Source organism: Sporomusaceae bacterium ACPt (assembly GCA_041428575.1).
Lineage (GTDB): Bacteria > Bacillota > Negativicutes > Sporomusales > Sporomusaceae > Sporomusa_D > Sporomusa_D carbonis.
The window spans coordinates 1239612-1266124 of record CP155570.1; the positions used below are offsets into that span (position 1 = coordinate 1239612).

The 26513-nt window shown below is 46.0% G+C and carries 23 protein-coding genes; 19 read left to right on the forward strand and 4 right to left on the reverse strand.

What is annotated here, in order from left to right:
* Positions 1–23: 23 nt before the first annotated feature.
* Genes SCACP_RS06165 through SCACP_RS06175 form a run of 3 tightly spaced genes read left to right on the forward strand, consistent with a single transcriptional unit; the run spans position 24 to position 4941 of the window.
* Positions 24–632 (forward strand): TetR/AcrR family transcriptional regulator, encoded by a 609-nt coding sequence (locus SCACP_RS06165; RefSeq protein WP_425060488.1) that lies wholly within the window; start codon positions 24–26, stop codon positions 630–632.
* Positions 629–1768 carry an efflux RND transporter periplasmic adaptor subunit gene (locus SCACP_RS06170; protein WP_425060489.1) on the forward strand — a complete coding sequence of 380 codons (1140 nt, stop codon included), beginning with the start codon at positions 629–631 and terminating at the stop codon, positions 1766–1768. The genes SCACP_RS06165 and SCACP_RS06170 overlap by 4 nt, the downstream gene beginning before the upstream one ends.
* 11 nt (positions 1769–1779) lie before the next feature.
* Positions 1780–4941: an efflux RND transporter permease subunit gene (locus SCACP_RS06175; protein ID WP_425060490.1), complete on the forward strand. Its 3162-nt coding sequence runs from the start codon at positions 1780–1782 to the stop codon at positions 4939–4941.
* A 101-nt stretch (positions 4942–5042) separates the two neighbouring features.
* Here SCACP_RS06175 and SCACP_RS06180 read toward each other — a convergent pair whose 3' ends face one another.
* A complete protein-coding gene (locus tag SCACP_RS06180) occupies positions 5043–5495 on the reverse strand; it encodes a hypothetical protein (RefSeq protein WP_425060491.1) in 453 nt (150 codons plus the stop codon).
* Between the two features lies 1 nt (position 5496).
* Positions 5497–5775 carry a hypothetical protein gene (locus SCACP_RS06185; protein ID WP_425060492.1) on the reverse strand — a complete coding sequence of 93 codons (279 nt, stop codon included), beginning with the start codon at positions 5773–5775 and terminating at the stop codon, positions 5497–5499.
* Positions 5776–5939: 164 nt separating this feature from the next.
* On the opposite strand from SCACP_RS06185, the gene citG reads away from it, so the two are divergent.
* From citG to SCACP_RS06200, 3 genes are read left to right on the forward strand one after another with little or no spacing between them, the layout of a single operon-like run.
* On the forward strand, positions 5940–7367 hold the full coding sequence (citG, locus tag SCACP_RS06190) for a triphosphoribosyl-dephospho-CoA synthase CitG (protein WP_425060493.1): 1428 nt from the start codon (positions 5940–5942) through the stop codon (positions 7365–7367).
* Complete coding sequence (locus SCACP_RS06195; protein ID WP_425061334.1) at positions 7360–8706, forward strand: pyruvate carboxylase subunit B; 1347 nt, start codon at positions 7360–7362, stop codon at positions 8704–8706. Before citG ends, SCACP_RS06195 begins: the two co-directional genes overlap by 8 nt.
* Before the next feature lie 25 nt (positions 8707–8731).
* Positions 8732–9592 carry a YitT family protein gene (locus tag SCACP_RS06200; RefSeq protein WP_425060494.1) on the forward strand — a complete coding sequence of 287 codons (861 nt, stop codon included), beginning with the start codon at positions 8732–8734 and terminating at the stop codon, positions 9590–9592.
* 50 nt (positions 9593–9642) lie between these two features.
* Here SCACP_RS06200 and SCACP_RS06205 read toward each other — a convergent pair whose 3' ends face one another.
* Positions 9643–10041 (reverse strand): hypothetical protein, encoded by a 399-nt coding sequence (locus SCACP_RS06205; protein WP_425060495.1) that lies wholly within the window; start codon positions 10039–10041, stop codon positions 9643–9645.
* A 271-nt stretch (positions 10042–10312) separates the two neighbouring features.
* Here SCACP_RS06205 and SCACP_RS06210 point away from each other — a divergent pair, with 271 nt between their 5' ends.
* The 11 genes from SCACP_RS06210 (at position 10313) to SCACP_RS06260 (ending at position 21581) form a co-directional block, all read left to right on the forward strand.
* Complete coding sequence (locus SCACP_RS06210) at positions 10313–10567, forward strand: GNAT family N-acetyltransferase (RefSeq protein WP_425060496.1); 255 nt, start codon at positions 10313–10315, stop codon at positions 10565–10567.
* A gap of 166 nt (positions 10568–10733) precedes the next feature.
* Positions 10734–11552: a bifunctional DNA-formamidopyrimidine glycosylase/DNA-(apurinic or apyrimidinic site) lyase gene (mutM, locus tag SCACP_RS06215; RefSeq protein ID WP_425060497.1), complete on the forward strand. Its 819-nt coding sequence runs from the start codon at positions 10734–10736 to the stop codon at positions 11550–11552.
* 203 nt (positions 11553–11755) lie between these two features.
* A complete protein-coding gene (locus tag SCACP_RS06220) occupies positions 11756–12472 on the forward strand; it encodes a class II aldolase/adducin family protein (protein WP_425060498.1) in 717 nt (238 codons plus the stop codon).
* A gap of 451 nt (positions 12473–12923) precedes the next feature.
* Positions 12924–13166, forward strand: a complete 243-nt coding sequence (locus tag SCACP_RS06225) for an ACT domain-containing protein (protein ID WP_425060499.1) — start codon at positions 12924–12926, stop codon at positions 13164–13166.
* A 6-nt stretch (positions 13167–13172) separates the two neighbouring features.
* Positions 13173–14840, forward strand: a complete 1668-nt coding sequence (gene ilvB, locus SCACP_RS06230; RefSeq protein ID WP_425060500.1) for a biosynthetic-type acetolactate synthase large subunit — start codon at positions 13173–13175, stop codon at positions 14838–14840.
* 31 nt (positions 14841–14871) lie between these two features.
* Positions 14872–16146, forward strand: a complete 1275-nt coding sequence (locus SCACP_RS06235) for an ATP-binding protein (protein ID WP_425060501.1) — start codon at positions 14872–14874, stop codon at positions 16144–16146.
* Positions 16147–16295: 149 nt separating this feature from the next.
* Entirely contained in the window at positions 16296–17297 is a 1002-nt protein-coding gene (gene galT / locus SCACP_RS06240) for a galactose-1-phosphate uridylyltransferase (protein ID WP_425060502.1), read from the forward strand.
* Positions 17284–18450, forward strand: coding sequence for a galactokinase (locus tag SCACP_RS06245; protein WP_425060503.1), 1167 nt, complete (start codon positions 17284–17286; stop codon positions 18448–18450). Before galT ends, SCACP_RS06245 begins: the two co-directional genes overlap by 14 nt.
* 9 nt (positions 18451–18459) lie before the next feature.
* Positions 18460–19404: a hypothetical protein gene (locus tag SCACP_RS06250; protein ID WP_425060504.1), complete on the forward strand. Its 945-nt coding sequence runs from the start codon at positions 18460–18462 to the stop codon at positions 19402–19404.
* Positions 19401–20387, forward strand: coding sequence for a UDP-glucose 4-epimerase GalE (gene galE / locus SCACP_RS06255; RefSeq protein ID WP_425060505.1), 987 nt, complete (start codon positions 19401–19403; stop codon positions 20385–20387). Before SCACP_RS06250 ends, galE begins: the two co-directional genes overlap by 4 nt.
* A gap of 9 nt (positions 20388–20396) precedes the next feature.
* Positions 20397–21581, forward strand: a complete 1185-nt coding sequence (locus SCACP_RS06260) for an ROK family protein (protein WP_425060506.1) — start codon at positions 20397–20399, stop codon at positions 21579–21581.
* Between the two features lie 355 nt (positions 21582–21936).
* Here SCACP_RS06260 and SCACP_RS06265 read toward each other — a convergent pair whose 3' ends face one another.
* Positions 21937–23169, reverse strand: a complete 1233-nt coding sequence (locus SCACP_RS06265) for an IS110 family transposase (protein ID WP_425057924.1) — start codon at positions 23167–23169, stop codon at positions 21937–21939.
* A gap of 685 nt (positions 23170–23854) precedes the next feature.
* Between SCACP_RS06265 and SCACP_RS06270 the strand changes: the two genes are divergently transcribed.
* The gene (locus tag SCACP_RS06270) at positions 23855–24889 is read left to right on the forward strand and encodes a galactose ABC transporter substrate-binding protein (protein ID WP_425060507.1); all 1035 of its coding nucleotides are present in this window, start codon (positions 23855–23857) and stop codon (positions 24887–24889) included.
* Between the two features lie 94 nt (positions 24890–24983).
* Positions 24984–26501 (forward strand): sugar ABC transporter ATP-binding protein, encoded by a 1518-nt coding sequence (locus tag SCACP_RS06275; RefSeq protein ID WP_425060508.1) that lies wholly within the window; start codon positions 24984–24986, stop codon positions 26499–26501.
* Positions 26502–26513: the final 12 nt, after the last annotated feature.

Here is a 26513-nt window from a genome sequence, read left to right on the forward strand (position 1 = left end):
CGTTAGCTAAGGGAGGTGATTGATTGAAGGTAGAAATATCTACGGAAAAGCCTACTGTTAATAAAATAATTGAGGCGGCAATTCCTTTATTTGCTGCAAAAGGCGTGGCCGGTGTTTCGGTAAAAGAACTGGCAGATGCGGCTTGTGTGAATATTGCACTGATTTCCTATTATTTCGGCGGCAAGGAAAATCTATATGCTTACATATTAGAAAGTCAGTTGGCTATTTTGGGAGACGCTCTTGATACCATCAGTAAGGAAGAAGTTTCGCCGATTATGAAAATCCGGCGTCTTGCCGACACCTTTGTTTTGATACATAAAAAAAATCCTCATATAGATCGTCTACTCTATAGCGAGGTAATCAACCCGACTAAGTATTTTGATAATATTGTGAAAAAAGCAATTTTACAACTGCACCGCTTCTTGCGGGACTGTATAAGTGATGCGGTGGCGGTGGGGGAATTCAGGGCTGATATTGAGCCGGATTTTGCCGCTATTTCGCTTATAAGAATATTGCATTTGTCTTGCATTGGTCAGCATATTTCTAAAGATCTCTTGCCGGATAGAGATAACCTGGAAGAGCATTATGTAGCGCAGGCAGTTGAAATCTATTTAAAAGGAGTAGCGAAATGAGGAAATTGTGTTATTTCATCCTAATTACGGTATTTGCTGCAGTGTTGACGGCTGGCTGCGGCAGTCGGCAAGCAGCCCAGCAAGGCCCGCAAGCCGTGGAAGTCAAGGCTATGCAGGTCATTAAGCGCGATACCCCTGTTACTTACGAGTTTGTTGGCCAGGTCCAGGCCAAAAATGAAGTGCAGATCCGGGCCAAAGTATCTGGCAATATTGTGGCCAAAATGGTGACCGGCGGGGCTACTGTGAGCGAGGGTCAGCCATTATTCCAGATCGACCGTCGCCAGTACGAAGCGGCGTTACTTACCGCCAAAGCGCAGTTGGCCCAGTCTGAAGCAGTACTGAGCAACTCGCGTCTTGATAGCATCAGGTATAAAAAACTTGCTGATCAGCAGGCAATTGCCCGGCAAAGTCTTGATACCCAACTGGCACTTGAGCAGCAAAACGCTGCTGCTGTAGCTGCCAATCAGGCCAAAGTGCAGCAGGCGGAAAATGACTTGCAAGACACACTGATAGTAGCGCCGTTCAGCGGCCGCATTGATGTCAATGAATTAAGTATTGGCGGTTTTGTTCAGGCCGGGTCAACAGTACTGGCTACGATATCTTCCGTTGACCCCGTATTTGTCCAATTCAGCATGAGTGAGAACGAATATTTGAAGTTTACCCGGCTTGGCGCCACACCGGATGACTGGGGAAAAAATCTGAAACTTGTGCTAAGTGACGGAACAGAGTACCCGCTGACCGGTAAGGTTGAACAGGTAGATCGCGGACTGGCGCAAAATACCGGGACGTTGACTTTAAAAGCCGCCTTTGACAACCCGCAAAAAATTCTTGTCCCCGGCATGTTTGCCCGGGTGGTGGCGCAAGGGGAAATGCGTCAGGGTGCCCTGCTGATTCCCCAAAGGGCGGTGCAACAGATTTTGGATAAAAATTTTGTTACGGTAGTGGCTGAGGGGGACAAGGCTGAAACACGTCCGGTCAAACTTGGCACCAGGATCGGTAATCTTTGGCTGGTGGAAGAAGGCCTGACCGAAAATGACCGCATTGTTGTCGAGGGGGCTTTGAAGCTTCAGCCGGGAACGCATTTGAAGGTAGTAATGATTGGACCAGATGATTTGCAGACGCAGGCTAAGCAATAGGAGGTGTCCTGGTGGCTAAGTTTTTCATTGACAGACCTGTTTTTGCGATTGTTTTATCGATAATTATAACTGCGGTGGGCCTAATTTCTGCTTTTAATTTGCCAATAGCCCAGTATCCCCAGATTACGCCGCCGCAAATCATGGTTATGACCAATTACCGGGGGGCAAACGCCGAAGTAGTTGAGCAGTCCGTTGCCCAAGTTGTTGAACAGCAGGTTAACGGGGTTGAAAATATGGTAGCAATGCAATCTACCAGTTCTGATTCGGGAGCATACTCGGTAAATGTCAAATTCGAGTTAGGTAAAGATCCCGACATAGCCGCAGTACAAACCCAAAACCGGGTGGCGCAAGCTAATCCTTCTTTACCATCAGAAGTACAGCAGGCAGGAATGACTATCCGTAAATCAGCTGCCGACATGGCTTTAATTGTTGCCTTATGGTCACCTAACGGCACGTATGACAGAACCTTTTTGAAAAACTATGGCAGTATTTATATTGTCGAGGATCTGAAACGCGTTAAGGGTGTAGGTAATATTATGGAATTCGGTGCCGATTACGGTATGCGTATTTGGTTGCAGCCGGATAAAATGGCACAGCTGGGTATTACCACCGGTGATATTTATAATGCGATAAATACACAGAATATCCAGGCGCCGGCCGGAACAATCGGTCAACAGCCTGCACCGGCCGAGCAGGAATTCCAGTATACTGCCCGGGTTAGCGGCCGTCTGTTGGAACCTGGGCAGTTTGAAAATATTATCATTCGTTCCCAGCCGGACGGTTCGTTTATCCGCATAAAAGATGTAGCTAGGGTGGAACTTGGCAGCAGGGAGTACACCTATACTTCGGCTCTCAATGGTCATCAAGCGGTTGGCTTTGCCATTCAGTTAAGCAGTGATGCCAATGCACTGGAAACCATAAGCAATGTCCAAAAGGTCATCGACGAGGCGGCCAAGCGTTTTCCGCCAGATATGGAGTATAAGACCATGGTCGACAATACCAAGTTTGTGCGGGAATCGATAAAGGAAGTGGTCAAATCGTTTGCCGAAGCGCTGGCTTTGGTGGTGCTGGTAGTGTTCCTGTTTTTGCAGAACTGGCGCGCAACCTTGATACCGGTACTGGCTATTCCGGTATCTCTTATCGGCACATTCGGCGCATTTTTGGCCTTGGGTTTTTCCATTAACACCCTGACGTTATTTGCTATGGTGCTGGTCATCGGCCTGGTGGTCGACGATGCCATTGTTGTTATTGAGGCAGTAGAACATCACATGCGGTATAACGGGCTTACGCCCTTGGATGCCACCAAACGTGCCATGAGTGAGGTATCCGGGCCGGTTATTGCCATTGCCTTTGTGTTAGCCTCAGTATTTCTTCCCGTGGCATTCTTTGGCGGCACAATGGGTGTTCTTTACAAACAGTTCGCGTTAACGGTCGCTGTATCGGTCGGTCTGTCAGCCGTTGTGGCCTTGTCGCTTACGCCGGCTCTTTGCCGCCTGCTGCTCAAACCCTATAATCCGGACGCGCACAGTGGTTGGCTCGGCCGGTTCTTTGAAAACTTTAATATCTGGTTTGAAAAAATGGTAGAAAGCTATGGCGGTAAGGTGGGAAAACTTATCCTGAGATCCAGAATGTGCCTTGTCTTGCTGGCTGTTGTCGTCATTTTGGCCGGTGCATTGTACCGGGTTGTGCCTTCGGCCTATGTTCCATCCGAAGACCAGGGCTATTTTATTACCGCTGTTAACTTGCCGGAAGCAGCCAGCATGAACCGTACCATCAGCGTGACCAACAAAATTGCCGATGCGATACGGTCCCAACCTGGTGTGGATAATACCATGACCATAGTGGGGTATGACATGTTGGGCGGCGGCGGCAACAAACCTAACACTGCGATAATATTTACCAGTTTAAAACCATGGTCGGAGCGGGAAACGCCTGCGTTACATGTAAAGCAGCAAATTATGAATGCGATGATGTATAGCACTCATGTCCCTGAAGCGACGATGATTTCACTTAATCCACCCGCTTTGCCCGGTCTAGGCGTGGCCGGCGGCACTACCATGATGCTGCAGGACCGGAGCGGCAAGTCGATTGAAGCTCTGGACGACGTTGCTAAGCAGTTTATGGCGGCCGCACGCAAGCGCCCGGAAATTGGGATGGTCTATACCACCTTCCGGTCAGATACCCCTGGCTACCGGTTTGAAGTAGACCGGGAAAAAGCCGAAAAGCTGGGCATTCCGGTCAATGATGTATTTACTGCGTTACAGACTTTCCTGGGTGGTCTGCAGGTGAATGACTTTAACCAATTTGGCCGTACCTACAAAGTAGTTTTGCAGGCAGAACCCCAATTCAGAAATGATGTTGAGGCTACCCGTTTCTTTTTTGTGCGCAGTTCTGCCGGAACCATGGTGCCGCTTAATACACTCGTGAAGCCGGTACCGATAAACAGTCCGGCGACAATCACAAGGTTTAACGGGGCCCGGGCGATTCTAATCAACGGCGCTCCGGCGCCAGGGTACAGTTCCGGGCAGGCGATGGCCGCTCTGGAAGAAGTTGCCGCCCAGGTATTGCCGACAGGGTATAGTTATGAATGGACCGACCAGAGCCGGGAGGAAAAAATTTCCGGCGGCAGGGCACCCATTGTATTCGGACTGTCATTAATGTTTGTGTTTTTATGTTTAGCAGCATTGTACGAAAGCTGGAGTATTCCCTTTGCCGTACTGCTGTGTGTGCCTACAGGCGTGTTTGGCGCGTTCTTGTCCCAGTATGCACGCAATTTGGAGAATAGCGTGTATATGCAGATTGGCTTGGTTATGCTGATTGGCTTAGCGGCTAAAAACGCCATTTTAATTGTTGAGTTTGCCAAAATCAGGGTGGATAGAGGAATGGATGCGGTGCAGGCTGCCGTGGAAGCGGCCAAACTCCGGCTGCGGCCTATTATTATGACATCACTGGCATTCATCATCGGTTGTATACCGCTGGCAATTGCCACCGGTGCCGGTGCCGGCGCCAGAAACGCCATGGGAACGGCCGTAGTCGGCGGTATGCTCATGGCCACTTCAATGGGGATATTCCTAATCCCAGTACTCTATGTGGTTGTTGTGCGCATAACCAATAGAATCCGGAATTACCGGCAAGGTGTAAAGAAGTCCGTATCCGCCCCCGTGTCAGATTGAATGATAACGAAAACGGGATATTCGAGCCAATTTTTGGCTTCAAATATCCCGTGTGTCTATAATCTGGAACTTGGTGTTAACAACACTATCTTTTTACATTATTATCTCTGCATATTATCTCTGTTTTTGAATTTATTCCATAGATAGCGTCCGGCCATGAATACGCCAGCCAGCAGTATAATGTTGAACAACATACCCATTATACTAGCAAACATGCCTGTGTTGCCGAACCCGAACAGGCCGCCGAGCATGCTGCCTAACAGCATGCCGCCGCCGAACAGGCCGAAGTTACGCAAAAAGCCACCGGTATTTGGTTGTTGAACAGTCTGCTGGTTGGCTGGCTTAGCTGCGGCAGCAGGCGCTTTTTCACTGTAGCTGGAAGCCGGAGCCGAAGGCTTGTATTCGCTGGAAGTGCCCTTCGACGGAGCGGTCTGGGTTGTAGGAGGCTTAGAAACAGGAGATGACATTTTGGGCTTGGAGCCGCTTACAGCGGCAAAACTTACAGTGTTGAAAGCAAACATGAACACAAAAGTAAGTAACAAAAGTTTCTTCATATTATTCCTCCTTATAGGTTTTTACGTCTTCTGGGAAGGTGTATATTTCAGCTAAGTTTGGCAGTTCTCCAGATAAATAGCGGTCAATATCATGGACGTCGATATAGAATGTGCATGATACTTCGAGATAACCTTGTTCTTTGGCCTGGCTGAGATCCCTGATGGCCATCAGGCGTTCCCGGAGTTCAAGGCAATCCTCATGTGATGCTGTTACATTGAGAGTTGCGAGTGGAATGCCATATTCTCGCAGAACATCTTGCAAGCTCAGTCTTTCTGACATTATCATCACCACTTTAGTAGATTTTGTCCTCTTATCAGAGGCTTCGACATCATCAATGTAATATGAAAGTAAAAAAAAGTCAAGATAATTGATTTACGTATGCGAATTTCTATTTTGGGGAAAGTATGGTAAAATGATTTACAAGATAATGAGGGAGACGGTATATGAATGAAATTAACCTGCAAGCCGTCTTGGCTGCCAAAGAACGCCTTGCTGCCCTTCAAGCCGAGCTCAGACAAAGTCACCAGCTGCCAGTAGTCAGTTTTACCATCAACATTCCCGGCTCAGTCAAAGACAGCCCTGTTATACGCAATCTCCTGCGGACTGCCGTGGATAAGTTCAGGGCTGCCGCCAGTGATAGCAATTTTGATATTACCGAGGAACGGTTTATTTATACCAAGGCAGGTCCAGCTGCTGTTGCGGCGGTTGATGGTGAACCGGACAAGCTAAAGCAGGTTGGAATCGAAATTGAAGAGTCGGGTTTTTATGCCCGGCTGTTTGATATTGATGTATTTGATGCCGAAGGGCGCCAAATCTCTCGTCAAAATATAGGCTACTCTGAACGTACCTGCTTTTTGTGTGATGGGCTGCCGGTGGTATGCCGGCGCTCAGATAAGCATAACAGTGATGAACTAAGACTTAATGTTGAACAGCGGCAGGTTGCCTTTGCCGCGACAGCTACTAATCCCTGGCCGGAAACCGTATGGCGTATTGGTTCTTGGGCCATTGAGGCCATGCTTATGGAAGCAGCGTGTACACCGGCTCCCGGTTTGGTGGACAGAGATAACTCAGGCGCCCACAAAGATATGGACTTTTTTACCTTTCTTATCAGCAGCAGTGCGCTTGCCGGCAGTATGTTCCGGTGTGCTGCTGCCGGTCACAATCATCAGGGTTTGTCTATAGATTTGCTGCCGGTACTTCGTTATATTGGCCGGGACGGTGAAAAAAAAATGTTGGAGGCGACAAGCGGAGTCAACACTCAGAAAGGTTTGCTGTTTTTGCTGGGTGTCCTTACGGCAGCAGCAGCTTATACGGTGCGCCGACTATCTGCGGTAAGCGCCGTAGACATATTGGATGCAGCCGCCGCCATATGCCAGGGGATTGTAGCGCGGGAACTTGAGCCCTTAGCTGCTAGTTATCCCCCGAGAAAATTAACGGCCGGGGAAAAGTTGTATTTGAAATATGGCGTAACTGGCATACGCGGCGAAGTTGAAGCAGGCATGCCAAGCATTAGGGAGCATGGTCTGCCGGTATACCAGGACGCGCTTCGACAAGGACTATCCCTTAATGATGCTCTAGTGCATACACTCATGAGCTTGATGACCGTTGTTCAAGACACCACAGTGCTAAACCGCCATGGCCTGGATGTTTTGCTTGATGTGCAGCGTCAAGCAAAGCGGATCATGGACCTCGGCGGCATGATGACAGCGTCCGGGCAGGCGCAGATTCTTGCGCTGGATGAATTGTTTATATCCCGCAATATCAGTCCTGGCGGAGTTGCCGATTTATTAGCCGCTACATATTTTTTGCACTTAGTTGAAAGTAACTACAAAATAACTCAGTATGGGGGAGGACCTGATTATGATGAGTGACCAACGCGTAAAAATTGTGGAAACAGTATTACGGGACGGACATCAGTCGCTTGCCGCCACACGTATGCGGATTACCGACATGATTCCGGTACTGGAACAACTTGATGAAGTTGGCTTTTATGCTCTGGAAGCCTGGGGCGGCGCAACCTTTGACAGTTGCCTGCGCTTTTTGGGGGAAGACCCTTGGGAGCGTCTGCGGACACTGAAAAAATATCTTAAGAAAACCCCCATCCAAATGCTCTTGCGAGGCCAGAATATCCTTGGCTACAATCATTATGCCGATGATGTTGTGCGGGAGTTTGTTAACCGGGCTGTTGATAATGGCGTAGGCATTATCCGGATTTTTGATGCTTTAAATGACGTTCGAAATGTTGAGGTGGCCATGCGGGCGGCTAAAGCTGCCGGAGCACATGTGCAAGGTGCTTTTGTATATACGATCAGCCCGTATCACAACCAGGAAAGCTTCCTGAAGGTAGCCAGAGAATTGGTTGAGCTTGGCGCTGATTCCATCTGCATTAAGGATATGTCGGGCTTGTTAGCGCCGTATGTAACTTATGACCTGGTTAAAGCGCTCAAAGCCGATATTAATATACCGATTCACCTCCATTCCCATTATACCAGCGGTATGGCTTCAATGACTTACCTCAAAGCCATCGAAGCCGGAGTAGACATTATTGACTGCGCGCTGTCGCCGTTTGCTTTGGGTACTTCACAGCCGGCCACCGAAGCTATTGTTGCCGCTCTTGAAGGTACCGAACGCGACACCGGTATTAAGAAAGAACAACTTTACCCTATTGCCGATCATTTCCGCACTGTTAAAAAAGAATTGGCTGAGACCTTCAAGCTCAATACAGCTATTGATATTGATACCAAAGTTCTGTCCTTCCAGATTCCTGGCGGTATGCTGTCCAATCTGTTGAACCAGATGAAAGAGCAAGGCATGGCTGATAAATATCCTGAACTTTTGGAAGAAATGCCTCGCGTACGGGCTGAACTCGGCTATCCGCCGCTTGTTACCCCCACCAGCCAGATGACCGGCTCAATGGCAGCCTTTAACGTTATGCTGGGCCGCTATAAAATAATCCCCCGGGAAATTAAAGACCTGGTGCGTGGTAAATATGGCCGGACGCCGGCTCCCATTGACCCTGAGTTTAGAAAAATGATTGTGGGCAACGAGCCGGTGATTACTCATCGTCCGGCTGATGATATCGCTCCGCAAATGGAAAATTTGCGTAAGGAACTGGCTGAAAAGGGCTATCCCAATGCTTCGACTGAAGATGTTTTATCCTATGCCCTGTTCCCGGAAGTAGCATTAAACTTTTTCAGCAAGCATCGTTAAGGTCGAGCCATGAGGGGGAAATGCTGTGCCACATACCAAAAATGCTACGGTGGTAAGCGTCCGGAAGTATATAACGATATTTATTGGTTCTGTTCTTGCGGCGATAGGACTTGAAATTTTTCTTGTACCTAACCAAATTATTGATGGCGGCATTGTCGGCATTGCCATTATGTCCAGCCATCTTAGCGGCATTGACTTTGGCGTGTTGCTGTTTCTATTAAACCTGCCGTTTCTATATATCGGCTACAAACAAATTGGTAAGACATTTGCCTTGTCAACATTATTCGCCATAATCTCTTTGTCATGCTGGATTCGTGTGTTTCATCCTATTCCTGAATTGACGAACGATTTATTTTTGGCCGCCGTTTTTGGCGGTATCATTCTGGGAATCGGTGTGGGGTTGATTATCAGGAGCGGTGGTTCACTTGACGGCACTGAAATTATGGCCATACTTTTAGATAAACGAACAGGCTTTTCTGTCGGCGAAATCATTATGTTTTTTAACCTGTTTATCTTGAGCAGTGCCGGATTGGTATTTAGTTGGGAAAAGGCTATGTACTCACTGGTAGCATACTTTGTCGCCTTTAAAGTAATTGATGTTACAATTGAAGGCTTGGATGAATCAAAAGGCGTTATGATTGTGACCGACAACCCGGACGAGATAGCTGAAGCGCTTATGGCCCGCTTAGGGCGGGGTGTGACAGTACTTCACGGCGCCGGCGGTTATACCGGAGAACCAAAAAAAGTGCTGTATTCAGTTATAACCCGTCTGGAAATTGCCAAGCTGAAATCGATAATTTACGAAAAAGATGAAACTGCCTTTGTTACTATTCACGAAGTCCACGACGTGCTAGGCGGCAGAGTCAAGAAGAAAGCGATACACTGAATAAAATTTAAGGCCGGTTGTCATAAATGACAGCTCGGCCTTTAAACCTACTAACCCATATTCATTTCGCCTGGACCGCCTTGCGTCCATATAGTAACCAAAACTTGCCCGTTTTCCCGGAATCCCCGGAGAAGTTCACAATGCCGCAAAATGGCAAAGTTTTTATCAAGCTGCAGCCTGGATAAATTAAACTGCTTCATAATTTGGTCATGAGTAACCGGGCCTTCAGTTTTGACATAATTATAAATGTCTTTCTGTAATTCAGTCAGGCCGTCAGTACCTTCCTGACCGGCTGCCTTACGTGCCGCTTTAGCGCTGTAAACAGCAGCGACATCACAACTGCGCGGCGGTTCAAGTAATTCAACATAGCAGTCTTCACACAAAGTTTGTCCCCGGTGTTTAACTTCTTCACCCACTGGGATTTCGCAATTGCATTTTTGACAGAGCATGGCTGATCATCCTCCCCCCCAAGTTTACTATTAGATCTACATTGTTAATATTATAACAAAATTTCAATTATGGTACAATTAGTAAAAAAGCAGGTATAGACGGGTATGTGATAAAATATATGAAATCCAATAAAGATTTTTTTCTAGGCGTGTTGCTAGTAACGCTCCACCGCTGGCGCTTGACTTACGCTTATATTAACAACACGCCTGTAAATCTTTATTGGATACTATATAGTTGCTTATAACCGATAATAGTTGAGATAAGTTATTATTGGGGAGAATTATATGCCTAAAAACCTGTTTATTAATGCACTATATAGCTTTCAGTAAGGAATACCGGCGACAAGGGCTGGGTATCTGGATTTTAAACAAGCTTCTTGATGAAGTTGCTGATGCCAATGACTATGATGTTGTGCTCGAAGTCAGGGTAAACAGTCCGGCGTACAAATTTTACAGGCGGCTTGGATTTAGCCGGGTAACAGAGATACTGCATTATGAAAAAACGCTGAACACAGACTACAAGTAACACTCGAAGAGCTGGAGTTCAGTAATGATTTGGCGTATCATCTGATGTTTCGCCCGGCAGCTACCAAACGAAAACAAGCCAGAAGCGCAATACTGCGTACAGATCGACCGCTGGGGGCTAGCTGGCAAGCTACTAAAAAACCATAGACAGGAGGTTGTCAACCTGCATGCCTGAGATTCCTGAAATTGAGACAGTCAGATATCATCTGGAAACAAAAACTAAAGGCAAGATAATTGAACGGGTTACAGTCAACCGGGAGCGGTCCCTTAATATGCCTGTCCGGGACTTTGCCGACTTGGTAACCGGCCAGCAAATTATGAATATCAGAAGACGCGCTAAGCAAATAATAATCGGTTTGGCAAATGAACATTCGCTTGTTGCGCATTTTATGCTAGAAGGCTATGTACGTATGTTTTATTATGGCGAGGAATTGATTGGAAGGCCTTCGGTACTATTTAGTTTGAATTCAGGTGAAGAACTGGCTTTTTTCAAACTGAATCTGGGCTATATCCACCTTGTTCCCACCACTAGACTTGACGCTATACCTGAATTGGCAGGTTTGGGGCCTGAACCGTTGGATGAAGGTTTTACATTAGACAAGTTTTTTGAACTGTTGGCAGGACGCAAAGGTATGATTAAGCCGCTCTTAATGGATCAGGAGTTTATTGCCGGCATTGGCAATGTTTACTCCAATGAGACGCTATTTGGCAGCAGGATTATGCCTGTGCGCAAAGTAACGCAACTTGCCGATGCTGAGCGGATCAAACTGTATCACTGCATGCGGGACATTTTAACTAAGGCGACGCAACTGGGCGGGGTTTACGAAGAAAAATTTGCTTCAGATGATATGTTAACCGGTGGTTTTGAACAGTACCTGCAAGTGGCATACCGTACCGGCCAACCGTGCTATGTATGCGGTCATCTGATTGAGACCAGAAAGGTGGCTGGCAGAAATGCCTTTTACTGTCCTGTATGCCAAAAATAAACCAAACATAAACCGGTGGCAGGTTTTGAAGGCTGGATATAGTATACTAATAACCAGGGATTAAATGGTTGGAGGTAGGTAAATGTATAAAAAAATGAGAAGAGCTAGTTTTTGGCAAGCAGTATGCCCAAAATCACGGTGATCAAGATAAGTGTTGAACACATTACTGGCAAGGCAAGAAGATAATGGTGGAGATGTGAATAGTGGCAAAATTTGATGTAAAACAACAAATATGCCAAATTGGCAAAAGCATGTATGACAGTGGTTTTGTTGCGGCCAATGACGGTAACATTAGTGTAAAGTTAAGTGAACAAGAAATTATAATTACGCCGGCAGGGGTAAGTAAGGGATTTATGACGCCTGGTATGCTGATTACCGTTGATGTGGATGGTAATATACTGGCAACAAGCGGCGACTGGCAGCCTTCCTCTGAAATGAAAATGCATCTAAGAGTGTATAAAGAGCGCCCTGATGTTCAAGCAGTAGTACATGCCCATCCCCCATATGCTACAACGTTTGCTGTTGCCCATATTCCGCTGACGATGCCGCTAATCGCGGAAGCAATCGTTAACCTCGGCTGTGTGCCTGTTGCTGAATATGCTACTCCTTCTACCAATGAGGTGCCTGACTCTGTAGCACAGTATCTGGAAAATTTTGATGCAGTACTCTTGGCAAACCATGGCGCATTGGCCTGGGGCAGCAATTTATTGAATGCCTATCACAAGCTGGAATCGGTTGAGTTCTATGCAAAGTTAACATTTTTGTCTTTGCAGTTGGGCAGTCCGAAACAATTATCGTCCGGTCAGGTTGACACCCTGTATAAAATAAGAAAGGATATGAACATATCAGGGCGGCATCCGGGGAATATTTGCGGTACACAGTGTAGTCTGCCCTGCAGCCGCAATAAGAAAAAAATATAGCACTTTGTTACACATACTGTTGACAGGTAGACTGATTTTTGGGATAATGTATACATAGTTTAACACTAGTGTGCTGATGTCTTTTTGAAAAGACTAAAAATGATAGTGTACTCAAAACAGTGATGACTGGGAGCGGAATAGTCATGCGACCCGCTGCAGAGAGCCGGTGGTTGGTGCGAACCGGAGCGGTGTGTCTATTCTAAATCACCCACGAACTCCCTGCTCAAAGTGTGTTGTAAGCTGACGCTTACAAGGACACCGTAAGTTGGGGCGTAGGCTCTACGTTAACGGGGCAGCCGGTGATGGCCGGTGAATGAGTACAATGCAGGGTGGTACCGCGGAAATTTCCGTCCCTGTTGCATAGGTTTATCTATGCAACAGGGACGGTTTTGCTTTTAGGCATATGGGCATCTCTACGGTTTTATTTAATAGATAAGAAAGGGGCGGTGTTATGAAACAGGCAATTAAAATTTTATTGCGCAGGCAAGGTGACTCATTGGTGAGATTAACAGGACTTTTATACCGGAGGGGCTATTTGATTGAGAGTCTTTCGGTCGTGCCGGACTCTCTTCAGGGTCATGTCCAGGTAAAAGCGGTTGTCACGAATAGTCAGGCAGCACCTCGGCAGTTATTTAGTCATGTATCTAAACTTGTTGATGTGGTTAGGGTTGAGGATTGTTACTTGGGAGGTTAAATCCTTATGAAAATGTCGGGAAGTAAAATAATTGTCGAGAGTTTGCTCAAATTGGGGGTAGATACTGTGTTTGGCTACCCCGGAGGAGCAATCATGCCGCTATATGATGCCTTATATGATGCCCCATTGCGCCATATTTTACCGGTACATGAGCAAGGTGCCGCTCATGCTGCCGACGGGTACGCACGTGCTACCGGACGGGTCGGGGTATGTATCGCCACATCAGGACCGGGTGCAACCAATCTGGTCACCGGTCTGGCAACGGCCTTTATGGACTCTTCGCCTGTTGTGGCTATTACGGGGCAGGTAGCTACATCGCTATTAGGGCGGGATGCCTTTCAGGAAATTGATATTACCGGCATAACTATGCCTATAACCAAGCACAACTTTCTGGTGAGAGATATTACCAGCCTGGCTGGCACTATCAGGCAGGCGTTTGCGATAGCAGTCAGCGGACGGCCGGGGCCGGTGCTGATTGATGTGCCGCGGGACATACTTTTAGGTATGACAGATTATTGCCCGGAATTGACAACAGATCATTGTGAGCAGCAATTATCCGAATTTCAGGCAGAAAAGGAAGTACGGGCAGCAGCAACTATTCTGGCTGAGGCTAAGCGGCCGGTAATGCTAATCGGCGGTGGAGTTAAGGCTGCCAAAGCTGAACAGCAAGTATTGGAGCTTGCGGAAATGAGCGGGATGCCGGTAGTTAGCACACTCATGGGACTTGGTGTTTTCTCGCCTGTTCACCCACGATATTTGGGATTGACCGGAATGCACGGACATAAGGCAGCAAATATGGTAGTGTGCCAGGCTGACGTTCTCGTAGCGGTAGGAACCCGGTTCAGCGACCGGATAACCGGCGACCCCAAACGTTATTCGACAGGTAAGACAGTGATTCATTTTGATGTTGATATGGCTGAGTTTGATAAAAATATAACTGCGGATTTTACCATATCAGGTGATTTGCGCCAAGCTATAACGCAAATGGTCAGTTACTTACCCGGGGACGGCCACCGGCGTCTAGGGAGTTGGTGGGAACAGGTTGAACACTGGCAGCGGGAATTTCCTGTTATCTACGATGAAGAGCAACTGACTCCGCCTTGGATAATGCACCATATGTCCGAGCAGGCAGCACGCCTGCCGGTTACTTGGGTTACTGATGTTGGCCAGAATCAGATGTGGGCGGCACAACACCTAAAAATCAATAGTTCACGCAGTTGGATTACTTCCGGGGGGCTGGGAACTATGGGGTTTGGCCTGCCGGCAGCCATGGGAGCGCAGATAGGATGTCCGGACCGGAAGATAGTATTAATCGTTGGTGATGGGGCGTTCAAAATGACCGGAATGGAACTGCATACCATGGTAAATCACAGATTACCAGTAATCTGTGTACTCATAAATAACCGGTCGCTAGGAATGGTAAGGCAATGGCAGCAATTATTTTTTGAACAGCGTTATTCGTCAACAAATCTGCCTGATTTCGATTTTGCCGGTTTTGTCCGGGCGTGCGGAGCACTGGCTTTGCCGGCAGCAACACCGCAGGAATTTGCAGCAGCTTTTGCCCAGGCTCTTACTGCTGAATTGCCGGCAGTCATTATTGCCGATATTGATCCAGACCTTATTGTTACTCCGATGACATATCCGGGTCAACCTATTAATCAGTTTGTTGAATAATATAACTTTTTTATTTGTAGGAGGTTCTACTGTGGCAAGCGTCTGTCATGAACTCAATAATTTATTAGTTTATCGAAATTTGCTGAATGATAGCTTGATAAAAGATCTGCAATATCTTAGTACGGTGACAGAAGCGGGTTGCAATGAATATGACATTGCTGCGCGGCTCATTGAGTGGGCGGAAAATACCGGCGTGGCCGGAAATATTCCGGAAAACTATGTGCTGTCCCTGATTGGGTCGAGCGAAAATATATTCAGCATTGCTGCCGGAAAGGCCGGCGTTATGCCGGAGAGCGGGCTATTTAAGGCTACCGTCCATGATGTTGCCATTTTGAAGAAGTTGTTAACAAGTGGTTTGGCAACGCTTTTTCAAGAGGATATTAGCGGAATTATTTACGACTATCGTCCTGCCTGTGAAAGTCAAAACAGGCGACAGGGAAAATTTCAGAATTTAGCAGCGCTCAGGGACTTGTTTTTTGATCTGACGCAAACCTATAAACTTAAAGATGTGGTTGCCGCTCTAGGCGAGTATTATAAACGCTATGGTTATGGAAAACTGGCCGGCTACGGGGCTTTTAAATGGGATTCTGAACGGCGAGAGCTCATTGGGATTGAACACCCAGACCCGGTAGAACTAAGTGATATTATTGGTTATGAATACCAAAAGGCTGAACTTGTCCGCAACACCGAAGCCTTTGTCGCCGGCAGGCCGGCAAATAATGTACTCTTGGTTGGGGCCAGAGGTACAGGAAAGTCTTCATCTGTTAAGGCGGTAGCTAACCGTTACTTTGATCAAGGCTTAAGACTTATTGAAATAGGGAAAAGCGATTTTAGACACATTCCGGAAATCATGGCAACGCTGAGACAATGGGGCAAAAAATTTATTCTGTTTATTGATGATTTGTCTTTTGAAGAGTTTGAAGGAGACTATAAAATGCTGAAGTCACTAATTGACGGCGGTATGGAAGCAAGACCGGATAATGTTCTGATTTATGCCACATCCAACCGCAGGCATTTGGTGAAAGAAACGTGGGATGACCGTGCCGGCAATGAATTGCACCGCCAAGACACTGTAAACGAAAAAGTTTCATTGGCAGACCGCTTTGGCATTACGCTGTTTTATACATTGCCCAACCAGGAGGAGTATTTCAAAATTGTCGAGGAAATCGCACGGAAAAACCGTATATGTATGAAACCTGCTGAACTTAGATCAGAAGCTGTACGGTGGGAAATGACACACTCAGGTCGGTCAGGCCGTATAGCCAGGCAATTTATTGATTACTTGGCCGGAGAAATTTCTAATTGAATTGATTAAAAGACTTGGTTTATGCCAAGTCTTTTTTTAATTAAAAAAATTTTACACAAAAGAGGAATTTTCCGATTTTTGAGGAATTATCTAATTAAAGACTTAATAAAGTATTTAATAAAGTATTTGCTTAATGTTTTGGAGGAAGTATGGCAGAGCTTAGATGGAATCCTTTATTGCAAACATGGACAATGGTTGCAGCCAACAGACAGGCGCGTCCTCATCTTCCCAAAGACTGGTGCCCGTTTTGTCCAGGTTCAGGCAAAGTACCTGACAACTATGATGTACATACATACGATAACGACTTTCCGGCTTTGTCTTTAATTCCCGGACAACCTGAGCTGAGGAGCACCGGGCCGTACCAAGTAGCGCCTAATTACGGCAAATGCGAAGTCATACTATATTCGCCTGAACACCACGCGACCTTGCCTAATTTATCTGTCGATCATATCGTGAAACTGGTCAATCTGCTGGCTGACAGATATGCCGAACTGACCAAAGATCCAAAAATAAAGTATGTTTTCCAGTTTGAAAACCGTGGTGAAGAAGTCGGTGTCACCATGCCTCATCCACATGGTCAAATATATGCATATCCGTTTGTGCCGCAAAAAATTCAGGTTGAACTTGATAGCTGTCGGAAGCACTATCAGAATGAGGGTCGTTGCCTGCTTTGCGACATGAATAAAGAAGAAATCAATTTTAAACAACGTATTATTGCCGAGAATAGCAGCTTTTTAGCCTACTTGCCGTTTTTTACCGATTATCCGTACGGAGTGTTTATTGTCAGTAAACAACATAAAGGCAATATCACTCAGTTTAATGATTGCGAAAGACGTGATTTAGCTGAAATGCTGAAAAACATTACCGGTGCCTTTGACAGCTTATTTAACAAGCTTTTCCCGTACATGATGTGTATTCATCAGATTCCGGTAAACTCTGAAGAATATGCCGATGCCGGGGCATATTACCACTTTCATATTGAATTTTATCCTCCGCTTAGAGAAGCCAATAAAATAAAATTTTACGCTTCGTCTGAAATGGGGGCGTGGGCGGCCTGCAACCCTTTGGCGGTTGAACAGACGGCGGTAACGCTTAGAGAAGCTTATGTCCGGTTTGTAAACGCAAAGGAGGCGCCGCATGATCAATGTTGATACCCTTAAAACGGCATTTGCCCGTGAATACGGAGCCTCTAGCTTGCCTGTACAGTACTTTTTTGCTCCTGGCCGGGTTAATTTGATTGGTGAACACATTGACTATAACGGCGGCCATGTTTTTCCCGCAGCGTTGACATTAGGCATCTATGGCGCGCTCCGGGCACGCCGCGATGGCCTCATTGTCCTCAAATCAACAAATGCCGCTCCCATGGTGACAGTTGACTTGAACAAACCGATCATCAACACGTCTTCTGATGGATGGGGCAATTACCCTAAAGGCGTTATCAAACATCTTTTAGACTGCGGTTTTGCAGTTAAAGGTTGCGATATCCTGTTTTCCGGCAACCTGCCTGAAGGTACTGGATTGTCGTCATCAGCCGCCCTGCTTGTGCTGACAGCCTTTATGCTGCGTACAGCAAACGGTGACCGGCACATTGACCGGACTGAACTAGCCAAATTTTGTCAAAAGGTTGAAAACCAGTTTATTGGGCTCAATTGCGGCATTATGGATCAGTTCTCGGTAGTTATTGGCAAAAGGAACTGCGCCGTACTGCTTAACTGTGAGACGTTAAATTATCAATATGTGCCTATTGTTCTCAAGGGCTATAGCCTGGTTATCATGAATACCAATAAAAAGCGTGAACTGGCTGATTCCAAATATAATGAACGGCGCAGTGAATGCGAACAAGCGTTACATATTATTCAGCGGTATCAGCCCATCGACAATCTTTGTCAGGCAACTCTTGCCGATGTTGAAAATTATTTGGCCGATGATGTATTGCGGCGGCGGGCCAGACATGTTATAGCGGAAAATAACAGGGTCCACGCGGCCGTTGGCTTGCTGGAAAAAGGCGATATTGTTGGTTTTGCCCGTTTAGTGACAGAGTCGCATATGTCGCTCAAAAATGATTATGAGGTTACCGGACATGAACTTGACGCCATAGTTGCCAGTGCCCTCAAAGCCCCTGGTTGTATTGGCGCACGCATGACAGGCGCCGGATTTGGCGGCTGCGCCATTGCGCTTACCGAGACTGCCAAATTGGAGGAATTTAAATCAGTGGTGGCGGCGGAGTATAAGGGGCGCACAGGCCGGACGGCAGCGTTTTACGTAGCCGGAATTGCAGACGGCGTCAATAAGATAGCGGGGTAATGTATTACAATGAGGATAAACAACGGGGTATACAAAGGACTTGACGCTGTCAGCATAGAGAACGACACTCTTAAGCTTGTGGTTTTGCCCCAATTGGGCGCAAAAATTGCTTCCTTAATATATAAGCCACAAAATTTTGAAGTTTTTTTTCAACCATCTGACGGTATATTCCGCTTAAGCATGTATGGCGCCAAATTTGCTGAATATGACACGGCCGGTGCCGATGAAATGTATCCGACCATTGATGCTTGTACCTACCCCTATGATGGTTATGCCGGAACTCAGTTGCCTGATCATGGCGATTTGTGGAGTGCTTCCTGGGATGTTACGTCTTTGGACGGCGAAACATTGCTGTGTCAGGTTAAAGGCCGGTCATTGCCTTATGAATTTAAACGGACAATAGCATTAGACAGTAATAATGTGCACCTGGAATATCAGGTTAAAAATATCGGCGGTAGGCCTTTGTACGGGATCTGGGTGTTTCACGGGCTGGTGGCATGCGATGAGCACACCCAAATCATTCTGCCGGAAACAGACCGGGTTATTACCGTTCATGATAGTGCGGTACTAGGTCCGGCGGGAACCAAGCACACTTTTCCGGTGTCTGTGGGTCAGGACGGCAGCAATTGCTGCATTGACCGGATTAGCTCGAAATCTGCTAATAAAACAGAAAAAATTTACGTTGATGGCACAGTAAAGCAGGGTCAAGCCGCGTTAACGCTAAATAGCGGAAAACTTCTCTATAAATTACTTTTTCCTGCTGACAAAGTGCCCTACCTGGGGGTATGGATCAACGAGGGGGGTTTTAAAGGCGAATATAACTGTGCGCTTGAACCGGCAACAGGTTATTATGATTCACTTGAGGTTACGCACAGGCTGGGTGCTTTGCAGCCAATAGCGCCTGCAGAAACCCTAGAATGGTACTTAACTATTAATTTGGAGGCACAGGCATGAATATTTTGGTAACCGGTGGTGCGGGTTATATTGGCTCACACACCGTACGACTGCTGGAACAGGCAGGTGGCAAAGTAGTTGTCTATGATAATCTGATTACCGGCCACCGTGATGCAGTAAAGAACAGTCTATTTGTCGAAGGCGATATTTTTGACAGTGAACTACTCGGCGATACTCTTAAACGGTATGAGATTAGTTCAGTTGTGCATTTTGCGGCATATAGTCTGGTCGGCGTATCGATGGTTAAGCCGCGGGACTACTATCACAATAATGTTGTGGGGACGTTAAACCTTTTGGATGTTATGCTGGCAAACGGCGTTAACAAGTTGGTGTTTTCTTCTACAGCAGCAGTGTATGGTGAGCCTGATAGCTCACCCATAACTGAAGAGATGCCGAAAAATCCAACCAACGTCTATGGCCGGACCAAGCTTATCATGGAAAATGTCATGGCCGATTATTCCCGGACCTATGGCCTTAACTATATTGCACTCCGTTATTTTAACGCCTGCGGCGCCGACCCTGCCGGTGATATTGGTGAAGACCATCTTCCGGAAACGCACTTGGTGCCGCTGGTTTTGAAAGCTTGTCTTGGCAAAACCGACGGTCTCAAAATTTTTGGTGATGATTATCCAACAAGAGATGGTACATGCATCCGCGATTATATTCATGTAAATGACTTGGGTCAAGCCCATGTTTTAGCTTTGAAAGCCCTATATAACGGTCATGGTTCTGACGTTTACAATCTTGGTAACGGCAATGGCTTCACCGTCAAGGAAATCATTGAAGCCGCCGAAGCTGTCACCGGGCTGACCGCTTCCAAAGAAGTGGCACCCCGGCGATCCGGCGATCCGGCAGTGTTAGTTGCCAGTTCGGAAAAAATCCGTCAGGACTTAGGCTGGCAGCCTGAGTATATTGATATAAAGAGCATAATTGCCACTGCTTGGCGCTGGCATAAGGGAAATCCTGACGGATTTGCCCGTTAACAGCAGGATATGTCTGTACAGAGCTCAAACGACGGGCAAATCTTTAACATAATCAGGCGTCAAGGGCCGGTATCAAGGGCCGATATCGCGAGATTTACAGGGCTGACTCCTCCGACCGTAACCAATATTACGAGCAAGTTATTAGATGCCGGACTGATTATGGACTATATGATTGGTGAGTCAAGCGGCGGGCGGCGTCCGCTGCTCTTAAAAGTTAACCCGGCTGCCGGTCAGGTCATAATTGTTCACATCCGTACATTTACAATGATTGGCTATGTTGTTGACACAGCATTGAACGTGCAATTTCAGCAGGCGGTGAGTATAAAAGGACTTAAACAGGAAGCCGTTCTTGAGCTCCTGCTTACTGTGATTGATAATTGCCGCCACGCGGCTACCTTGTCGCCGTTGGCAGTTGGCGTGATCGTACGTGGTCCTGTCAGGACGCAAGAGGGGATTTCGGTGTTTGCCCCGAATATTGGCTGGAAAAACGTACCACTTAAATATATTATTGAAGAAAAAAAACGGTTGCCTGCGTTTATTGAAAATGATTCCAATGCTCTGGCTTATGGTGAATATTACTTTGGCGCAGCCAGAGATGCCGACAATATGGTTTTGCTTAAAGTCGGGTATGGCATTGGCGGCGGCATAATGTTTAATGGTTCCTTGTATAAGGGGATAAATGGCAGTGCAGGGGAAATCGGGCATACTGTCATTGATATGGCCGGGCCCATATGCAGTTGTGGCAATACGGGCTGTATGGAAGCTATGGCATCCGAAACGGCTTTGGTTGACTTGGTGCTGAATGCCATCAGAAGCGGTCAGCCGTCGTTGATAACAAGTACAGTTGCTGGCGATTTAGGAGCAGTTACTGCCGAAGATATTTACAATGCTGCTGATACGGGTGACTTCCTGGCAATAGATATGCTCAGCCGAGTTGCTTGTTATCTGGGTATTGGTATTGCAAATCTGGTAAATATTTTTAATCCCAAGCTGGTGGTTATTAGCGGTGGATTGGCTAAAGCCAGCCGGTATATTGAAAAAACAGTCTGGGACACTGTGGCCCGCAGGTCTTTTGAGAGTTGCAGCAGTGTACTCGAAATCAGATACTCGACCAGAGCAACTGAAAATACCATGAAAGGTGCAGCTGATATGGTATTTTCAGAATTAGCCCGTGAAGGAAAATTTTGTCTGTAAAGATTTGTTGAATATATTGACAGAATTTTTTGGTAGTTATACTATAGTCCTAAATAAATACATATATTTTCTATAAATAGAAATATTGGGAAATTTGATGATTTGAGTCTTCTATTGAGGGGTGATTATAAAGTAGGGATAACCGGCCGATATCGCTACTTTATAATAAATATTATTCTAAAGAAATTAAGCCTAGCGGTAAAATGTCAATATGGAAAAACTGAAAAATTGGAAAAAAGATAACGAGAAATTAGAAGTTAGCCTAAAAAAGGGTATACCAAATAAACCTCACCTTAACTACCAAATTATGTAAGAAAGATGAGGTATTTTAAAGGCTGCCAATTAGAAGAAAAAACTAACCTCTCCTCTCAGGCGGTGTGTACAGTTGCTTGGTCTTTAGTAGCATAAAGACCAACCGTACCAGTTTTCGGGCAGTTAAGACGAGAGCACGTTTGTGATGATGCTTGAATGCTTGGGCATATTTTTCGGCGTAAAAAGCAGCATACTCACTGTCATATCGACGAACGAGGTTAGCTGCCTGTATTAGATAATACCTCAGATATTTATTGCCTGTACGAACTCGCTTGGTTTCCTCACTTTCAAACTCTCCCGATTGGTACTGAGACCAAACAAGTCCAGCATACTTAGCAAGAGAATTGTGGTGAGAAAAGCGAGCGATATCGCTAATTTCGGCGATAATACCGGCGGCAAAGACCGGCCCAATCCCTTTCACAGATGATAAGGTTTCGGGAATGGACTTCATGATTTTTTCAATCTCTTTATCCAGTTTGGCAATTTCTTTTTCCATAGTCTGAATAACACTGAGCATAACGGATAATGAGAGATTAACAGGATCAGCCATAGCTTTATCAAGACGATAAGACGAGCGGGCAAGTTTTTGCAAGAAAGAAGCCAATTGCTCCGGATCGTCAAAGCGATTCTTCCCTTTTTCCTTCAAAAAGTCTACTAACTCTGTAATGGACATAGAGACAATCTGTTCAGGTTCAAGTTCTTGCAAAACAGCTAAACAAGTAGAGCCAAACATATTGGAAAAGGGATTATCTTGGCGAAGCCCACTAAATTTCAAAAAGACTTGATTGAGAAAGTAGGTTTTATCGCGGGCGATATTTTGCATAAGGTGAAAGCGGGTTCGGGTCAAACGCTGGAGAGCCTCAAATTGAATAGTAGAAGTCAACTCATGTGGAAGACGGCCAAACCGAAGTTGATCTGCAATCACCCAGGCATCAATGCGGTCGTTCTTAGGAAGAGTATCATAGCCTTTCTTAAAACGAGCCACTTTTCTAGCATTAAGGACAAAGACCTGAGCTTTGGAACCTTGGGTTTGATGGAGGTTAGCTTTAAGGAAATGAGCCAAATGCCAACCAAGATTCGAAGTGGCTTCCATGCCTACACGAATAAGTTCAGATTGAAGTTTTTGAGCCGATTGAAGAATACGTTCAAGTAGAGTTTGAGCGCCTATCAGGTTATTAGGAATGCTAAAAGATTCTAAAGCATCCCCACAATCATTCATGAACTGTACAGAATGAGAGCGGAGGCTAACGTCAATGCCTACCATAAGATTAGCCATAATCCACACCTCCCTTCGGATAAATAATCAAATACTTCTCAGACCTGGGTGCCCATGGGAACCATCTAAAGCAGCCTCGTCATCAGAACTCATGTACAGGAAACAGACAGTGTGGGTGCTACCCCCAGTTTCCAGACTGGTGCAACTAGCGGTTAGATACTCGATGATGGACCACGGGTAGCCGGCTTTCTACAGCAGTATCCAGTGTGGATCCGCAAGGAGGAGAAGAAATCTCCCGAAAAGTACCTGTCGATCCCATTGTCCCATGAGCAAGTCCAAGATTCAAGGTAGGTAATGAGTAAAAAAGGCAGTAAAAAACCAGCCAGCGACAGGGAGCATATACATACTCCGGCTGGCCGGTTTCAATCACTGTTGAATTGTAGCAACTCTGGAATTGGGCCTGTGCCCCGGGCGTATCAAATTGACGCCAAAGTAAGAATTGCTGACTTCAATCAGTGTTCTTATTCAGTTGAAGTTTATTAATCCATTCTGAAAAAGCGTCTTTAACCATAGAAGGAATTAACCACAACCTATAACCGCGCGCATTACAGGCTGAATGTGGATAATATTTCGGGGTAAAAAGAGCTTCTTCAGAATTGGGAACCGGTTCCCCGGAATATGTGTTTCCTTACTGGAAATTACGCTATCCGGTGGATCTAATTCTATTATACGAGGAGGTTTTTCAGTGAAAAGGTATATGAAAGGATTCATCGTTTTCACATTGCTTGCAAGTCTGGTGGTGGCAGGATGCGGTGGATCCCAGCAATCTGCTCCCGCAGGGGACAAGGCTAAATCCGTGATTGGTGTAGCTATCTACAAGTTTGACGACACATTTATGACCGGTGTGCGTAATGCTATTTCCAGAGCTGCTGAAGGTAAAGCTCAAGTTGACATTGTTGACAGCCAAAACTCTCAACCGACTCAAAACGACAAGGTAGACCTTTTCATTACCAAGAAAGTGAATGCGCTCGCCATCAACCCGGTTGACCGTACTGCTGCCGGCGTAATTATTGATAAAGCGAAAAAAGCCAATACTCCTGTTGTCTTCTTCAACCGCGAGCCGCTGCCAGAAGATATGAAGAAATGGGATAAGGTTTACTATGTTGGTGCCAAAGCCGAAGAGTCCGGCACTATTTCCGGCCAGCTGATTGCAGATTACTGGAAAGCTCACCCGGAAATGGATAAAAACAAGGACGGTGTCCTGCAGTATATTATGCTGAAAGGCGAGCCAGGCCATCAAGATGCTGAACTCAGGACCAAGTTTTCGATAAAAGCTGTTGAGGATGCAGGCATTAAAGTTGAAAAACTTGCTGAAGACACTGGCATGTGGGATCGGGTAAAAGGGCAGGAAAAAATGGCTGCTTTCCTTGCTGCCTATGGTGATAAGATTGAAGCCGTTTTTGCCAATAATGACGACATGGCTTTAGGCGCAATTGAAGCCTTGAAAGCTAAAGGCTATTTTAAAGACGGCAAATATATACCGGTAGTTGGCGTTGACGCTACTGCTCCGGCCCTCAAGGCTTTGGAAGAGGGAACCCTTTTAGGTACCGTGCTAAATGATGCTAACAATCAAGGCAAAGCTACCTTCAATATTGCCAATGTTTTGGCTCAAGGCCAAACTCCGAGCAAAGATAATACCGGCTTTGATATTGTTGATGGCAAGTATGTTTGGGTTCCTTACAAAAAAATCACCAAGGACAACATTAACGACGCAAAATAAGCCGATTAGTTAGAAAAAAAGGGGCAAGGTCTCGTTTGCTTTGCCCCTTCCTTTAAGTATTGGTATAAAGCCGTGGCGGAAGAGAGGCGCTAAAATGACGGAAAACCCGATTTTACTTGAAATGAATAACATATCCAAAGAATTTCCCGGCGTGAAAGCGCTAGACGATGTTACGCTACAGGTGCGTGCCGGCACGGTTCATGCACTTATGGGAGAAAACGGCGCGGGAAAATCGACGCTGATGAAATGCCTCTTCGGGATATACAAACCTGATTCGGGCGAGATATTTCTAAACGGCACCAAGGTAAATATTAATAACTCTAAAGATGCGATTAATAACGGTATTTCTATGATTCACCAGGAACTGCATCCTGTACCGCACCGCAATGTAATGGAAAACATTTGGCTGGGGCGTTTTCCGGTAAAAGGTATTGGGCCGTTCAAATTTATTGATGAAGCCAAAATGTACAAAGACACTGAGCAGCTTTTTAAAGAGCTTGAAATGGATATTAATCCTACTGCACAAGTGGGACGTATGTCTGTATCAAAGATTCAATCTATTGAAATTGCAAAAGCCGTCTCCTTTAACGCTAAAGTCATTGTAATGGATGAGCCTACATCATCGCTGACCGGCAATGAAGTAGAACAATTGTTTAAAATCATCCGTGACTTGAAAAAAAGAGGAGTAGCGATTATTTATATATCGCACAAAATGGAAGAAATTTTGGAAATATCTGATGAAGTGACTATCATGCGCGATGGTCGGAAAATTGGTACCTGGCCGGCGTCAGAAATGACCACTGACATGATTATTTCCAAGATGGTAGGCCGCGACCTGTCACAGCGGTTTCCAGAGCGCGGCAATGTGCCGGGAGATGTGGTGCTTAAAGTAGAGGGGCTTACTTCCCAACTGCCGAAATCATTTAAAAATATCAGCTTTGAACTGCGTCAGGGGGAGGTCCTTGGTATTGGCGGCTTGGTCGGCGCGCAGCGTACTGAACTTATTGAAGCGCTGTTTGGACTGCGTTCGCTGGCTTCCGGCAAATTTTATATTAAAGGCAAAGAAGTAAAGATAAAGACTCCCATTGATGCCAAAAAACTCAAAATGGCCTTACTAACTGAAGAACGGCGGGTAACTGGCATATTCCCTGTATTGTCAGTGTTAGAAAATACGGTTATAGCCAAACAGGCTAAATATGAAACACGATATTTGCTGCTTAATGATGCTCTGCGCAAAGCGGATGCCACACAAAGTATCCAAAAACTGCGGGTTAAGACGCCGTCTATTAAGACCCAGATTAAAAATCTGTCAGGCGGCAACCAGCAAAAAGTATTACTGGCAAGATGGCTGTTAACTGAGCCTGAGATATTGCTTCTCGATGAGCCAACCCGCGGGATTGATGTCGGGGCAAAATTCGAGATATATGCCATAATTACTGAGCTGGCCAAGCAGGGCAAGAGCATTATCATGATAAGTTCGGAAATGCCTGAACTCTTGGGGATGTCTGACCGCATTATGGTTATGTGTGAAGGCCGGCTTACCGGCATTGTCGACGGGAAAAACGCGACAGAAGAGGAAATCATGCGTCTTGCTACCCGGCGTATGGTATAAACAAGGAGGTTA